At 72.3% G+C, this 14,790-nt stretch carries 13 protein-coding genes; 7 read left to right on the top strand and 6 right to left on the bottom strand.

Annotation, left to right across the window (positions count from 1 at the left end):
• Window position 1 precedes the first annotated feature (1 nt).
• Complete coding sequence (locus HD601_RS32630) at window positions 2–661, bottom strand: hypothetical protein (RefSeq protein WP_184829177.1); 660 nt, start codon at window positions 659–661, stop codon at window positions 2–4.
• The gene (locus tag HD601_RS32625) at window positions 627–1,277 is read right to left on the bottom strand and encodes a hypothetical protein (RefSeq protein WP_184829175.1); all 651 of its coding nucleotides are present in this window, start codon (window positions 1,275–1,277) and stop codon (window positions 627–629) included. Before HD601_RS32625 ends, HD601_RS32630 begins: the two co-directional genes overlap by 35 nt.
• A 404-nt stretch (window positions 1,278–1,681) precedes the next feature.
• On the opposite strand from HD601_RS32625, the gene HD601_RS36185 reads away from it, so the two are divergent.
• The 3 genes from HD601_RS36185 to hemW are packed head-to-tail and all read left to right on the top strand — an operon-like array spanning window position 1,682 to window position 6,035.
• Window positions 1,682–2,866: a glycosyltransferase gene (locus HD601_RS36185; RefSeq protein ID WP_184829173.1), complete on the top strand. Its 1,185-nt coding sequence runs from the start codon at window positions 1,682–1,684 to the stop codon at window positions 2,864–2,866.
• Between the two features lie 58 nt (window positions 2,867–2,924).
• Window positions 2,925–4,757 carry an AMP-dependent synthetase/ligase gene (locus tag HD601_RS32615; protein WP_184829171.1) on the top strand — a complete coding sequence of 611 codons (1,833 nt, stop codon included), beginning with the start codon at window positions 2,925–2,927 and terminating at the stop codon, window positions 4,755–4,757.
• A 51-nt stretch (window positions 4,758–4,808) separates the two neighbouring features.
• On the top strand, window positions 4,809–6,035 hold the full coding sequence (gene hemW, locus HD601_RS32610) for a radical SAM family heme chaperone HemW (RefSeq protein WP_184829169.1): 1,227 nt from the start codon (window positions 4,809–4,811) through the stop codon (window positions 6,033–6,035).
• Window positions 6,036–6,096: 61 nt separating this feature from the next.
• Here hemW and HD601_RS32605 read toward each other — a convergent pair whose 3' ends face one another.
• The 3 genes from HD601_RS32605 to HD601_RS32595 all read right to left on the bottom strand — a co-directional run bounded on the left by HD601_RS32605 (window position 6,097) and on the right by HD601_RS32595 (window position 9,296).
• The gene (locus tag HD601_RS32605; RefSeq protein WP_184829167.1) at window positions 6,097–6,939 is read right to left on the bottom strand and encodes a DUF3097 family protein; all 843 of its coding nucleotides are present in this window, start codon (window positions 6,937–6,939) and stop codon (window positions 6,097–6,099) included.
• Between the two features lie 119 nt (window positions 6,940–7,058).
• Entirely contained in the window at window positions 7,059–8,558 is a 1,500-nt protein-coding gene (locus tag HD601_RS32600) for an MFS transporter (RefSeq protein ID WP_184829165.1), read from the bottom strand.
• A 93-nt stretch (window positions 8,559–8,651) separates the two neighbouring features.
• Complete coding sequence (locus tag HD601_RS32595) at window positions 8,652–9,296, bottom strand: TetR family transcriptional regulator (RefSeq protein WP_184829163.1); 645 nt, start codon at window positions 9,294–9,296, stop codon at window positions 8,652–8,654.
• A gap of 447 nt (window positions 9,297–9,743) precedes the next feature.
• Here HD601_RS32595 and hrcA point away from each other — a divergent pair, with 447 nt between their 5' ends.
• The 4 genes from hrcA to HD601_RS32575 all read left to right on the top strand — a co-directional run bounded on the left by hrcA (window position 9,744) and on the right by HD601_RS32575 (window position 13,751).
• Window positions 9,744–10,766: a heat-inducible transcriptional repressor HrcA gene (hrcA, locus tag HD601_RS32590; protein ID WP_184829161.1), complete on the top strand. Its 1,023-nt coding sequence runs from the start codon at window positions 9,744–9,746 to the stop codon at window positions 10,764–10,766.
• A 12-nt stretch (window positions 10,767–10,778) separates the two neighbouring features.
• Window positions 10,779–11,918: a molecular chaperone DnaJ gene (gene dnaJ / locus HD601_RS32585; protein ID WP_184829159.1), complete on the top strand. Its 1,140-nt coding sequence runs from the start codon at window positions 10,779–10,781 to the stop codon at window positions 11,916–11,918.
• On the top strand, window positions 11,915–12,652 hold the full coding sequence (locus HD601_RS32580; RefSeq protein ID WP_184830325.1) for a 16S rRNA (uracil(1498)-N(3))-methyltransferase: 738 nt from the start codon (window positions 11,915–11,917) through the stop codon (window positions 12,650–12,652). Before dnaJ ends, HD601_RS32580 begins: the two co-directional genes overlap by 4 nt.
• Before the next feature lie 73 nt (window positions 12,653–12,725).
• On the top strand, window positions 12,726–13,751 hold the full coding sequence (locus HD601_RS32575; protein ID WP_184829158.1) for an FAD-dependent oxidoreductase: 1,026 nt from the start codon (window positions 12,726–12,728) through the stop codon (window positions 13,749–13,751).
• On the opposite strand, the gene HD601_RS32570 is transcribed toward HD601_RS32575, so the two are convergent.
• Window positions 13,738–14,790: a Gmad2 immunoglobulin-like domain-containing protein gene (locus tag HD601_RS32570; protein ID WP_184829156.1), complete on the bottom strand. Its 1,053-nt coding sequence runs from the start codon at window positions 14,788–14,790 to the stop codon at window positions 13,738–13,740. The genes HD601_RS32575 and HD601_RS32570 overlap by 14 nt on opposite strands.

Genomic DNA, 14,790 nt, shown 5'->3' with positions numbered 1-14,790 from the left:
ATCACGTCCGGTTGAGGAACCCGATCACCGTCGCCGTCCACCACGCCACTTGTGACGCCGTCGCCATGATCAGACCGGCTCGCAGCAGCCGCCGCGACGGCACCGTGCGGGCGGCCAGCCGCCGGCTCACGGCGAGCGCCAGCACGCCCACGACGCCCGCGACCCCGACCATCCCGATCTTGACGAGCGTGATGGTGGAGCCGAAGTCCGGCGACAACAGCATCCCCGACAGCATCAGCCCGCCGAGACCCAGCCAGATCGGCACCGCCAGCGCGGTCGCCGTCGTGACGACCTCGCGCAGCGTGCCCTTGCCGAACTGCCAGCGCAGCCCGAACCAGTCGACCGCGAGGACGCTGCCGAGCCCGAGGACCACGCAGGCCAGGTGCACGAACTGCGCCACCGCGTGCACGGCCGGGGGCGGCTCCACCAGCACGCTGCCCAGCACGACGGCGGCCAGGACGAACAGCGTCGAGAACGCGAGTGCCACCTCACCCCTGGTGACGATCGGCTCGCGCGCCGGCCGGGTGACGGTGACGGCCGATGGCGCGGACGACGGCGACAACGCACTGCCCGCGGCCGCACCGGCGACCGCGGGCAACGACGTCATCGGCGCCGCCGCGGTGGCGCTACCCGCAGGCCGGCGCCGCAGCCAGCTGGGCACGGGCATCGTTGTATGCGCCGATGTTGACGGGGGCGGCCTCCCAGGAGGCGACCCAGAGGTCCTGGGCGTGCTGGGCGGTCATCTCGCCGTCGGCGTGGGCGGCCATGTTGTTGAGGTGGTTGGCCCAGTCCTGCAGGCCTGCCGTGGCGGCGTCGACGGCGGCGGTCACTGCGGTCTCGCGCTCGACGCAGGCGGCGGCCTGCTCGGCGATGTTCTCGGGGAGGTCGGCGGCGGCGAGCTCCTCGCAGGTGGGGAGCGCCTGGTACTCCTCCAGGGCGGCGGTGGCCTGGGCGACGTCGTCGGGACCGGCGAGGCGGGTGCGCTTCCAGATGGCGCGCATCTCTTCCTGGCCGACGGTGCCGTTCAGCATGTCGGTGCGGGCCTGGACGTGCTCGCCCCAGTGCCCGATGCCGACGCCGGCCTTCTCGACGTAGGCGTCGCCGGCGGCGAGGCGGGTGGCACAGGCGCTGACGGAGTCACGTGCGGCCTGGGCGAGCTCGAAGGAGCCGGGGGTGGAGTCGCCACCCCGGGACGGAGCGTCGGCGCTGTCCACCCGGGACGCGTCGGCGGTGGCTGCTGATCCACCGCCGGGGTCGTCTCCGGTCAGCGCATTCACGGCGGCCCACCCGAGGAACGGGAGGCCGAGGACAACTACTGCGGCGATGACGATGCGGCCTCGACCGCGTCGCTGGCGTTTTCGTTGCCGTGGCAAAGTTTTACCCCCTTCAATCCTCGGGCATTTTGGCATAAATGCGTGATCAAATACACAGTGCGTTGTATCCACGGAGAATACGGACATTTCGATCTTGTGAGCTGGGGATTCTTCCGAGATCCGGGCGGTCGCGGCAGAGGATTTCTTGATCGTGATCAACAGCCTTCAGGCCTGTCCCGCCCATTGCGTCAATTCGTGAATGTGGATGTGACGAATCGTGAAGGAGGGGCGAAAGCGGACGCTGGAATTCACCCTCTGGTCACGTCGGCGTCGCCTCGGGTCCGATCCGGGGCGACAGAGTGACGGCCGTGCGCATCCTTCAGGCCGCCAATTTCGTCGCGCCGCACTCCGGTGGGATCCGGACGATGATGCGGCACCTCGCCGACGGTTACGCCGCTGCCGGACACGAGGTCGTGGCGGTGGTGCCGGGGGAGCGCAACGCCACCCGGGCCACGTCGTACGGCCGCATCATCGAGATCGCCGCGCCGACCATCCCGTCCACCGGCGGCTACCGGATGATCACCAAATGGCGCATCGTCGAGGACCTCCTCGCCGTCGTCGCGCCGGACCGCGTCGAGGTGTCCGACCGCCTCACGCTGGCCCGCATCGGGCAGTGGGCCGCGCGCCGCAAGGTGCCGTCCGCCGTCTTCTCCCACGAGCGCCTCGACGCGCTGCTGCAGTTCCACCTCGGCCGCGCGGTGCCGACCCGGCAGATCGCCGACCACTGGAACCGCAAGCTGGCCGCGTCGTTCGACACCGTCGTCTGCACCACCCAGTGGGCGGCCGAGGAGTTCGTCCGGCTGGGCGTCGACAACCTCGCGCACGTGCCGCTGGGCATCGACCTCGAGACCTTCCATCCACGACGGCGTGACCTGCGGCTGCGTGCCGAGCTGGCCCGTGGGGCCGACGTCCTGATCGTCACCGCCGTGCGGCTGTCGCCGGAGAAGCGCCCCGACCTCCTGGTCCCCATGGTCGAGGAGCTCGTGCGGCGCGGCACCAGCGTGCGCATGGTCGTGTGCGGCGACGGCTCGGTCCGCGACATGGTCGCCGAGCAGGCCGAGGGCAACCCCGTCACCATGGCCGGTTTCGTCACCGACCGCGCGCAGCTCGCCTCGGTGCTGGCCAGTGCCGACGTCGTCGTCGCGCCGGGGCCGTACGAGACGTTCGGGCTGGCCGCGCTCGAGGCCATGGCCTGCGGCACGCCGGTCGTCGCCAGCGACCGCGGCGCGCTGCCGGAACTCGTCGTCGGCGAGTCCGGGAGGACGGCGCCGTCGGACCCCGTGGCCATGGCCGAGGCCGTGCTCGAGGTGGCCGCGGCGGGCCCCGAGGCGAGGCTGGCCGCGCGCCGCCGAGCCCAGGATTTCTCCTGGTCGGATACCGTTGAGGGAATGCTTGCGGTGCACGGTCTGCAGACCGCACAACGGGCTGCCCGCCAAGGGCACGGAAAAGATGAGGCACGGCGGAGACTGTCGCTGGAAGCTACCAGGTCGTAACCTTCCTCCACCTGGCCGGTTCCGGCGGGTCCCGTCAAGGGCGATTGGGAGGAAGCGCATGGGTCTGGGCACCACTGACAAGGCTGACCTCGTCGCGGTGCGACCGGCGTCGATCGGCAGGATGTTCCTCGACCGCGTCGAGGCCACGCCGAGCCGTGAGGCCTACCGCTACCCCGAGGGCGCCGGCTGGTCGTCGCTCACGTGGGACGAGACCAAGGACCGCGTCTGGGTGCTCGCCGCGGGGCTGCTCGACCTCGGCATCGAGCACGAGCAGCGGGTGGCCATCGCGTCGTCGACCCGCATCGAGTGGATCCTCGCCGACCTCGCCATCAACGTCGTCGGCGCGGCCACCACCACCGTCTACCCGACCACCACGCCCGAGGACGTCGCGTACATCCTCGGCGACTCCGACACCCGCGTCGTCTTCGCCGAGAACGCCGAGCAGGTCGCGAAGGTCGTCGAGCACCGAGAGAAGCTCCCGCAGCTGAGCCGCATCGTCGTCTTCGACGGCCACGGCGTCGACCGTCATGACGGCTTCGTGCTGAGTCTGACCGAGCTCGAGCAGCTCGGCCGGGCCGCGCTCGAGGCGCGCCCCGACGCCGTCGACGACGCCCTCGCCGCCGTCGGCCCCGAGACGCTGGCCACCCTCATCTACACCTCCGGCACCACCGGGCGGCCCAAGGGCGTCCGGCTGGTCAACGACAACTGGGTGTACGAGGGCGTGGCCGTCGACGCGTTCAAGATCCTCTCCGTCGACGACGTCCAGTACCTCTGGCTGCCGCTGTCGCACTCGTTCGGCAAGGCGCTCGAGGCCATCCAGCTGCGCATCGGTTTCGCCACCGCCGTCGACGGCAACCTCGACAACATCGTCGAGGGCCTGGGCGCGGTGAAGCCCACGTTCATGGCCGGCGCGCCGCGCATCTTCGAGAAGGTGCGCGCCCGGGTCATCACCGGCGTCGAGAACGAGGGCGGCGCCAAGGCGAAGATCTTCGCGTGGGCGTTCGGTGTCGGCGCCAAGGTGTCGGCGCTGCGCCAGCAGGGCAAGGAGCCCACCGGCCTGCTGAAGTTCCAGTACGACCTCGCCGACCGGCTGGTGTTCCACAAGATCAAGGCGCGCCTCGGCGGCAACATCCGGTTCTTCGTCAGCGGCGCCGCGGCGCTGTCCCGCGACGTCGCCGAGTGGTTCCACGCCGCCGGCATGCTCATCCTCGAGGGCTACGGCCTCACCGAGACCAGCGCCGCGTCGTTCGTCAACATGCCCTACGACTGCCGCTTCGGCACCGTCGGCCCGCCGGCGCCCGGCACCCAGGTGAAGATCGCCGACGACGGCGAGATCCTGCTCAAGGGCCCGGGCGTCATGCGCGGTTACCACAAACTGCCCGACGTCACCGCCGAGGTGCTCGACGCCGACGGCTGGTTCAGCACCGGCGACATCGGCGAGGTCGCCGACGGCTACCTGCGCGTCACCGACCGCAAGAAGGACCTCATCAAGACCTCCGGCGGCAAGTATGTCGCGCCGCAGGAGATCGAGATCATCTTCAAGGCGGTCAGCCCGCACGCCAGCCAGATCGTCGTGCACGGCGACACCCGCAACTACTGCGTCGCGCTCATCACGCTCGACCCCGACGCCCTCACCGACTGGGCGCAGCACCACGAGCTGGGCGGCCGGTCGTACGAAGAGCTCACCCAGGCGCCCGAGGTCCGTGCGCTGGTCCAAGGCCAGATCGACCAGCTCAATGGGCGGCTCGAGCGCTGGGAGACCATCAAGAAGTTCGAGATCCTGTCGCATGACCTCACCATCGAGAGCGGCGACCTCACGCCCAGCCTCAAGGTGAAGCGCAAGGCGGTCGAGAAGAAGTACATGGACATCCTCGACGGCATGTACGCCTGACGGTCTCGCTCGCGGTTTCGTTCCGGGGCCGCCGGGCGGGGACAATGGGACGTGCCTTCCACCCTGCCCGACGGCTCGCCCGCGCCTACTGACGGCTCGCTGCCGGCGTCGTCGCTGGACGGCGTCGGGACGCGGCCGTTCGGCGTGTACCTGCACGTGCCGTTCTGCACCACGCGGTGCGGCTACTGCGACTTCAACACCTACACCGCGTCGGAGCTGGGCGAGGCGCCTGGCGCGTCGCGCTCGTCCTGGGCCGACGGCGCCATCGCGGAGCTGCGCCTGGCCCGGCAGGTGCTCGGCGACGCCGACGTCCCGGTCTCGACGGTGTTCGTCGGCGGCGGGACGCCCACGCTGCTGCCGCCGTCCGACCTCGGGCTGGTGCTGCGCTTCCTGGGCGACGAGTTCGGGCTGGCGCCGGGTGCCGAGGTGACGACGGAGGCCAACCCGGAGTCCGTCGACGCCCGGTCGCTCGGTGAGCTGCGCTCGGCCGGCTTCACGCGCGTCTCCGTCGGCATGCAGAGTGCCCGGCCGCACGTGCTCGCCGTCCTCGACCGCGTGCACACGCCCGGCCGGCCGGCGCAGGTGGTGGCAGAGGCGCGCGCGGCCGGGTTCGAGCACGTCAGCGTCGACCTCATCTACGGCACACCGGGGGAGTCGGCCGACGACTGGCGGGCCAGCGTCTCGGCCGCCGTCGACGCCGGGCCCGACCACGTCAGCGCCTACGCGCTCATCGTCGAGCCCGGCACCCGGCTGGCGGCCCGCATGTCGCGCGGCGAGCTGCCGCTCCCGGACGACGACGACCAGGCCGACAAGTACCTGCTCGTCGACTCGCTGCTGTCGTCGGCCGGGTTCTCCTGGTACGAGCTGTCCAACTGGTCCACGTCGGCGGCCGGGCGGTGCCGGCACAACGAGCTGTACTGGACCGGCGCCGACTGGTGGGGCGCCGGCCCGGGCGCGCACAGCCACGTCGGCGGCACCCGCTGGTGGAACGTCAAGCACCCGGCGGCGTGGGCGGCGCGGCTGGCGGCGGGTGAGAGTCCCGCGCACGCACGCGAGATCCTCGACGACGAGACGCGGCGGGTCGAGCGGGTGCTCCTCGAGGTCCGGCTGGCGGCCGGCCTCGACCTCTCCCTGCTCGACGACGGCGGCAGCGTAGCGGCCGTGCAGATGGTCGCCGACGGCCTGGCCTCGGCGACGGCGTTCGAGGCCGGCCGGCTGGTCCTCACCCGGCGCGGCCGGCTGCTCGCCGACGCCGTCGTCCGCGACCTCCTCCCCTGAATTCCGGGGTGGGCCGGCTCGGCCTCGGCGGGCGGGGGGACGGCATCCCTGACCCTCGGCCCTAAACCGAGCCGGGCTCCGTCACGAAGTCGATGAGCTCCTCGACGCGGCCGAGGAAGGCGGGCTCGAGGTCGGTGTAGGTGCTCACCTTGCCCAGGATGTGCGCCCAGGCTTCCCAGGTCTCGCCGCGCCAGCCCAGGCGCTGCAGCACGCCCTCCTTCCAGGGCTCGCCCTTGGGGACGTCGGGCCAGGCCTTCAGGCCGAGCACCGAGGGGCGGACCGCCTGCCAGACGTCGATGTAGGGGTGGCCGACGATCAGCACGTGGTCGGCGTGGGGGCCGGAGGTGACGGAGGCGGCCAGCCGGGTCTCCTTGCTGCCGGCGACCAGGTGGTCGAGCATGACGCCGAGGCGCCGCTCGGGGCCGGGCTCGAACTCCGCGACCACGGCGGCGAGGTCGTCGGCGCCGCCGAGCTCCTCGACGACGACACCCTCGACCCGCAGGTCGTGGCCCCAGACCTTCTCGACCAGCTCGGCGTCGTGCTTGCCCTCGACGTAGATGCGGCTCTCGCGCGCGGTGCGGGCCTTGTGGTCCAGGACGGCGACCGAGCCCGACGCCGACACCATGCGGCCGGCGGGCGCGGCCGGCGCCGTCGGGCGGACCAGCTCGACCGGCTTGCCGTCGATCCAGAAGCCGGGGCCCAGCGGGAAGCCGCGGCGCTTGCCGTGCCGGTCCTCGAGGATGACGCCGTGCTTGTCGACCTCGACGACGGCGCCGACGAACCCCGTCTGCACGTCCTCGACGACGAGCCCCGGCTCGGCCGGCTCCTGGGTGCTGACCGGGCGCTTCGGGTGCGGCGAGTTCGTGAGGACGTCGCGGCCGTAGCGGTCGTTGTAGGGGCTCACGCCAGCCGACGCTAGCGGCTCGCCGCGGGCGTACCCGGCAGCGACACGAATCGGACATGGCAGGGGCCCCGTCGCCGGACGACGGGGCCCCAGTCTTGCGGTCGGCGTGGGTGCGCCGGTCAGTGGATCATGACCGGAGCGGCCTCACCCTCGCCGTCGAGCTCGTCGAACGCGGCCTCCTCGCTCTCCGGGGTCGCGTTCACGGAGAAGAACGCGATGGCCGCGGAGACGACCAGGATGCCCACGGCCCACCAGATGGCGGTGGTGTAGCCGTCGACCATGCCCTGCAGCTGCACCACCTCGGGCGGGGTGGTCCCGCCGGCGTGCGCGGTGATGTAGGACGTGGTGGCGGTGGCCGCGATGGTGTTCAGCAGCGCCGTGCCGATGGCGCCGCCGACCTGCTGCGACGTGTTGATCATGGCCGAGGCGATGCCGGAGTCGCGCGGCTCGACGCCGTAGGTGGCCAGGCTCATGGCCGGCATGAACGTGGTGCCCAGGCCGAGGCCGAGCAGGATCATGGCCGGCAGCAGCAGGGTCACGTACGAGCTGTCGACGGTCATCTGCGTGAGCAGCAGCATGCCGACGGCGGCGACCAGCAGGCCCGGCGTCATGAGGTAGCGCGCCGGGACGCGGGTCATCAGCCGGGCGCCCAGCTGGGTCGAGCCGATGACCATGCCCGCGACCATGGGCAGGAACGCCACGCCGGAGCGGATCGGGCTGTAACCCTTGACCACCTGCAGGTAGTAGGTGAGGAAGAGGAACAGGCCGAACATCGCGATGACCGCGAGGCCGAGCGCGAGGTACACGCCGCCGCGGTTGCGCTCGAGGATGACGCGCAGCGGCAGCAGCGGCGCCTTGGCCTTCCGCTCCACCAGCACGAATGTGGCCAGCAGGACGACGGTCAGGACGAACATCGAGATGGTGCCGGTGTCGCTCCAGCCCTCGGTCTCGGCGCGGGTGAAGCCGTAGACCAGCGCCACGAGGCCCAGCGTGCCGAGCACGGTGCCGGGGAGGTCCAGCGGCGAGCGGTTGCGGGTGCCGTCGGGCTCGTGTACCGAGGTGACGGCGCCGACGAACGCGAACGCGGCGATCGGGATGTTGACGAAGAACACCCAGCGCCAGTCGAGGTACTCGGTGAGGATGCCGCCGAGGATCAGGCCGAGCGCCGCGCCGCCACCGGCGATGGCGCCGAAGATGCCGAACGCGCGAGCCCGCTCCTTGCCGTCGGTGAACATGACGGCGAGCAGCGACAGTGCCGCCGGGGCCAGCAGCGCGCCGAAGGCACCCTGCAGCGCGCGGGAGGCGAACATCATGGCCTCGTTCGCGGCGGCGCCACCCAGGGCGGACGCGCCGGCGAAGCCGATCAGGCCGGTGAGGAAGGTGTTCTTGCGGCCCCACATGTCGGCGACCCGGCCGCCGAGCAGCAGCAGGCTGCCGAAGGCCAGCGCGTAGGCCGTGATGACCCACTGCCGGTTGGCGTCGGAGATGCCGAGGTCGGCCTGTGCCGACGGGAGCGCGATGTTCACGATGGTGGCGTCGAGCACCACCATCAGCTGGGCGATGGCGATGAACGCCAGAGCCCGCCAGCGCCTGGGATCAGGCTGGTGTGTTTCAGGCATGACGAGGGTCCAATCGAAAAGTATGAAGGCGTGGTTCAGTGAGGTCGGGTCGGAAATCGACGGCCGGCCGGGACTGGCGAGAACGACGACCGGTTACGTCGTCTCGAAGTCCTCGAACGTCACCGCCGTGCCGCTCAGCTCCGAGCGGGCAGGGGCGCGCAGGCCGTCGAGGAAGAGCTGGAGGTGCCGGTGCATGAAGCGCTCGACCTGGGCGCACGCGGTGCCGGCGACGGGGCGGGTCAGCTGGGTGATCGCGACCATGAGATCACCGAGGCCGACGTCGGGCCGGAGCTCTCCCGACTCGCGCGCGTTGTCCATCAGCCGGGTGACCGCCGCCTCGAGCCGGAGCCGGGCGTCGACCACGTGCGGGTCGTTCTTGTCGAACCCTTCGAACAGCAGCGAACAGAGCGCGCCGACCCGCTCGTCGGCGGCGCGGTGGACGAAACGTCGCAGCGCCTCGAAGGCGTCGGGCTCCTCGTCGAGGGCGGCCTCGGCCTGCTCGGTGATGCGTGCCATGGAGTAGGACGCGACGACGTGGATGAGTTCCTGCCGGTCGGCGAAGTGCCGGTACAGCGTGGCGTTGCCCACGCCGGCGCGGTGGGCGATGGCGTCGAGGGGCACGGTGGGACCGTGCTCGACGAACGCCTCGCGCGCCGCGGCGATGATGCGCTCACGGTTGCGGGTGGCGTCGACGCGAGCCGACTGTGCCTTGCGCTCGGCTGTCGCCATGCCGCCCATGATTCCCCCTTCGGAGTCGTGCGGTGAAACGGGGACTGGATCCCCGTTTCGTGAACCGGGGAGTGCGTCCCCACTTCACACTGTCCTGAGCTGAAACGGGGAGGGCATCCCCGGATATTTCCGGCCATCGATGTGACCTGCGTCACATCGGTGTGACTGGCTCGCTATGGAACCTACGCGGCGGCACTGACAAGGTCGGCGTTCTGCGGGTCCCGTGGTCTGCCGTCACGTGCTGGTCTGGCGTCACGCGAAACGGTCGAATTCGGCCCGAACGCGTGACTGGGGACCAGGATGTGACATCAGACCAGGACAGTGCCGCAGCGGACGTGCGAGGCGAGCCCACCTCACCACCCCCGGGCAACTGGCAAGAGACGGACGCGGCCGGAACCACGTAGAATTGGCACTTGGAAGGTCCGAGTGCCAGTGCGCGACGGGAGGTGTGCCCGGTTGTCCGTCGATGACCGCAAGCTCGACGTCCTGCGGGCGATCGTCGAGGACTACGTCGCCACTCAGGAGCCGGTGGGGTCGAAGGCCCTGGTCGACCGGCATCACCTCGGCGTGTCCCCGGCCACGATCCGCAACGACATGGCCGCGCTCGAGGACGAGGGCTACATCGCGCAGCCGCACACCAGCGCCGGCCGGGTGCCCACCGACAAGGGGTACCGGCTGTTCGTCGACCGCCTGTCGAACGTGAAGCCGCTCTCGGCGCCCGAGAAGCGGGCCATCCAGACGTTCCTCGACGGCGCGGTCGACCTCGACGACGTCGTGTCGCGGACGGTGCGGCTGCTGGCGCAGCTGACCCGGCAGGCCGCCGTCGTGCAGTACCCGTCGCTCAGCCGGTCCACGGTGCGCCACGTCGAGCTGGTCATGCTCGCGCCGTCGCGGGTGCTGGTGGTGCTCATCACCGACACCGGCCGGGTCGAGCAGCGCGTCGTCGACCTTCCTTCCGACGCCGACGACGCCCTGGTGGGCGAGTTGCGCGCCCGCATCAACGCGCTCGCCGTCGGGCAGGACTTCGCCGCCGTCGAGGCCCGGGTCACCGAGCTCACCGAGCGGTTCGGTCCCGAGGACCGCGCCACCGTCGCCGCCGTCACGGCCACCCTGCTCAGCACGCTCATCGAGCGGCACGAGGAGCGGGTCGCCGTCGCCGGCACCGGCAACCTCGCCCGCTACGGGCAGGAGTTCGACCACGAGCTCGAGCCGCTGCTGTCCGCGCTCGAGGAGCAGGTCGTCCTGCTCCGGCTGCTCGGCGAGGCCACCAGCCCCACCCCCGTCCGGGTCCGCATCGGCAGCGAGAACGTCGGCACGGGGCTGCTGGCCACGTCCGTCGTCACCTCGGGCTACGGGCCGGGCGAACTGGCGCTGGCTAGCATGGGGGTCGTCGGGCCGACGCGCATGGACTACCCCGGCACCATCGCGGCCGTCGGCGCCGTTGCACGTTATGTCAGCAAGATCCTCAAGGCTCACTAGGGAAGACACAGGGTGCCCACCACCGACTACTACGAAGTTCTCGGCGTGCCGAAGAACGCCTCCAGCGAGGAGATCAAGAAGGCGTACCGCCGGCTGGCCAGGCAACTGCACCCCGACGTCAACCCCGATCCCGCCACGCAGGAGCGGTTCAAAGAGGTCGTGACGGCCTACGAGGTCCTCAACGACCCCCGCAAGCGCGAGATGTACGACCTCGGCGGCGACCCGCTCTCCAGCGGCGGCGGCGCGGGCGGCAACTTCGGCGGCGCGTTCTCGTTCACCGACATCATGGACGCGTTCTTCGGCGGTAGCGGCGCCCGCGGCCCGCGCAGCCGGGTCCGCCGCGGCCAGGACGCCCTGGTGCAGCTGAAGATCGAGCTGGCCGACGCCGTCTTCGGCGCGACCCGCGAGCTGCAGGTCGACACCGCCGTCGTGTGCGAGGTCTGCCACGGCGAGGGCACCGCCAAGGGCACCACCCGCGTCACCTGCCCCACCTGTCAGGGGCAGGGCGAGGTCAGCCAGGTGCAGCGCTCGTTCCTCGGCCAGGTCATGACGACGCGGCCGTGCCCGGCCTGCCAGGGCTTCGGCACCGTCAACCCGAACCCGTGCGTCGAGTGCTCCGGTGACGGCCGGGTCCGCACCCGCCGCTCGCTCACGATCAAGATCCCGGCGGGCGTCGACAACGGCACCCGCATCCAGCTGACCGGCCAGGGCGAGGTCGGCCCCGGCGGCGGCCCGGCCGGCGACCTCTACGTCGAGCTGGCGGTCACGCCGCACCCGGTGTTCAGCCGCAACGGCGACAACCTGCAGTGCACGCTGCAGCTGCCCATGACGGCGGCCGCGCTCGGCACGACGGTCGAGCTCGAGACGTTCGACGGGCCCACGACGGTCGAGGTGCGCTCCGGCGTCCAGCACGGCGAGGTCATCAAACTGGCCGCCCGTGGCGTCCCGAAGCTGCGCGGCACCGGCCGCGGCGACCTCCTCATCCACGTCGAGGTCCAGACGCCCACCAAGCTCGACGCCCGTCAGGAAGAGCTGCTGCGCGAGCTCGCCGGGCTGCGGGGCGAAGAGCGGGTGCAGGGCCCGGGCGGCGCCAGCGGCCACGGCAACTTCTTCACCCGCATCCGCGACGCCTTCAAGGAAGGCCTCAACTGACCGCACCGGTGTTCCTCGCCGACGCCGCGGCACTGCGCGGGTCGGACCTCGTCGTGCTCGACGGCGACGAGGGCCGGCACGCCGCCGTCGTGCGCCGCATCGCGCCCGGCGAGGCGGTCGAGCTCACCGACGGCGCCGGGCAGCTGGCCCGCTGCGTCGTCGTCGCGGCCTCGAAGCAGGGCCTGACCTGCGAGGTCAGCGAACGCCTCGAGGTGCCGGAGCCACGGCCGCGGGTCGTCGTCGCCCAGGCCGTCCCCAAGGGCGACCGCGGCGAGACCGCCGTCGAGACCCTCACCGAGGTGGGCGCCGACGAGATCCTGCCCTGGTCGGCGCAGCGGTGCATGGTCCGCTGGACGGGGGAACGCGGCGACAAGGCGCTGCGCCGCTGGCGGTCGACGGCGCGCGAGGCCGGCAAGCAGGCCCGCCGCGCCTGGCTGCCCGTGGTCGGCGACGTGGTGTCGACGGCGGAGCTGGCCGCCCGCGCGGGGGCCGCAAGCGCCGCCGTCGTCCTGCACGAGGAGGCGACGGCACCGCTCGGCGCCCTGGAGCTCCCGGCCGACGGCGACATCCTGCTGATCGTGGGCCCCGAGGGCGGGGTGGCGCCCGACGAGCTGGACCAGCTGACCGCCGCCGGAGCCGTCGCCGGCCGCCTCGGCCCGACGGTCCTGCGCACCTCGACCGCCGGCACCGTCGCCGCCGGCATCGTGCTCGCGCGGACCGCCCGCTGGGCCTAGGGGTCGTCCGAAAACCGTTCGTCACGCCCGGACCCCGTGGGTACGGTGTGCCGATGATCGGGTCGAGCCAGTGGTGAGCAGCGACGTCGTGGTCGTCGGCGCCGGCATCGTCGGCGCTTCCGTGGCCTACCACGCCGCCCGGGCCGGTGCCGCCGTGACCCTCGTCGACGCCGGGCGGCCGGGCGCCGGTGTGACGGCGGACTCCTTCGCCTGGATCGGATCGTCCGGGGTCCACGCCGGGCCGGCCGGCGCGCTGCGGGCGAGCGCGACGGACGAGTACCACCGGCTGGAGGCCGAGCTTCCGGGGCTCCCGATCACCTGGTCCGGCTCGCTGTCCTGGGGAACGACGGAGGAGGTGCCGGAGGCGGGGCCCGGGCAGGAGATCGTCGACGCCGCCACCGTCGCGGCGCTCGAGCCCACCCTGCTCGAGCCGCCCGAATGGGCCGTCTGGGCACCCGGCGACGGCGCCATCGATCCGGTGGGCGTGACCGAGCGGCTGGTCGAGGGCGCCCGCGCCCACGGCGCCCGGATCCGCCCGGACACCCCGATCATCGCGGTCCGCCGGGACACCCAAGGCCGTGTCGCCGGGGTCGAGACAGCCGCGGAACTCCTCTCCGGTGCGACGGTGGTGCTCGCGGCGGGGGTGGCCACGGCCGAGCTGGGCACGTCGGCCGGCGTCCGCGTCCCGGTCGGCCCGTCGCCGGCCACGCTCTTCCGGTTCCGCGCTCCGGCCGGTCTGATCCGCGGCGTGGTCAACAACCAGCACTTCGACCTCCGGCAGGTCGCGGCCGACCGGCTCATCGCCGCCGCGGACTCGCCCGAGCGGACGCTCGCCGCCGTCCGGTCCACCTTCCGCGGCGCCGCGGACGTCGAGCTGCTCAGCACCTCGGTCCGCGGTCGCCCCATGCCGGCCGACGGCGTGCCGATCGTCGGGCCGGCCGCCGAGCTGCCCGGCCTCTACGTGGCGGTGATGCACCCCGCGGTGACGCTCGCCGCGGCCGTCGGCCGCCTGGTCGCGCGCGAGGTGGTCGACGGCGCCGTCGAGCCGATGCTGGCGGGCTGCCGGCTCGACCGGTTCCAGGCGCCTACTCGACGGTGAACGTCCGGCTGTCGCTCATGGGCGCCCGGCCCTCGCCGCCGGACGGGTCGTCCTCGCTCATGACGATCTCGTAGCTGCCCGGCTCGAGGTCGTCCAGCTCGAGACTGAACTCGGCGAACGTGCAGCACTCCGTCGTGGACGTGTTGCCGGAGTCGACCACCTCGCCGTCGCGGCGCAGCTCCCACAACAGATTGGCCTCGAACACCGCCGCCTCGCCCGTGACGGTCACCGGGCCGGACACCGTCGCGCCCTCGCCCGGCTCGTTGATCTGCACCAGCTGCCGGACCTCGAGCGGGTCGGCCCGCCCGACCGGCTCGGCGGCGTCCACCGAGTCGAACAGCCGCTCCACCGGTGCGCCGTCCACGGTCACCCGCACCGGCAGCGAGCCGTCCAGCCCGGCGTTCGCGGCCGCGGCCGTCGCCGTGTAGACGAGCTGCTGCAGCGCCAGCTCGGCGTCGTCCGCGGCGTCGAGCGCCGGTGTCCCCGTCAGGTCGACACCGATGAACCCGTCGCCGACCTCGGCCGCCACCACCTCGGTGCCCGGCGCCCACAGCGTCGCGTAGTCGGGGTCGGCGGCCGGCGCGGCCAGCATCTCGTGCACCGCGGCGGCGATGGGGGAGAGCGACGTCTCGACGGTGTGGAACTCGCGCGTGAGCCGCAGCCCGTCGCCGGAGTCGGCCGCGTAGTAGGCCGGCACGGTCAGCGTCTGTGCGGGCGGCGTCGTCTCGGCGGGCGGCGTCGTCTCCGCCGGCGGCGTCGTCGGCGTCTCGCTCGGCGTAGTCGTCGTCGACTCGGACGCCACCGGGGTGTCGTCGTCGCTGCTGTTGAGGGCTATCACACCGCCCACGAGCACGGCCGCTGCCAGGGCCGTCGCCCCCGCGAGGCCGATCACCACCGGTCGTCGCCACATCGGGACCACCGCCGCCCTCCTTCTGATCCGGGCCAGGCCGTCGGGGCCGGGCTCCACTCGTTCGGCGGCGCGCTCGAGGGCGTCGTGCAGCCGCCGCTCCTCGGGCGTCCAGTTCTCGGGCGTGTTCAC

This window comes from Jiangella mangrovi (assembly GCF_014204975.1).
Classification (GTDB): Bacteria; Actinomycetota; Actinomycetes; order Jiangellales; family Jiangellaceae; genus Jiangella; species Jiangella mangrovi.
This window is presented reverse-complemented; position numbering and strand designations above follow the sequence as displayed.

Excerpts from the sequence above, each read along its gene's own strand:
- HD601_RS32600 (WP_184829165.1), bottom strand. The coding sequence starts at position 8,558 with ATGCCTGAAACACACCAGCCTGATCCCAGGCGCTGGCGGGCTCTGGCG.
- HD601_RS32615 (WP_184829171.1), top strand. The coding sequence starts at position 2,925 with ATGGGTCTGGGCACCACTGACAAGGCTGACCTCGTCGCGGTGCGACCG.
- HD601_RS32595 (WP_184829163.1), bottom strand. The coding sequence starts at position 9,296 with ATGGGCGGCATGGCGACAGCCGAGCGCAAGGCACAGTCGGCTCGCGTC.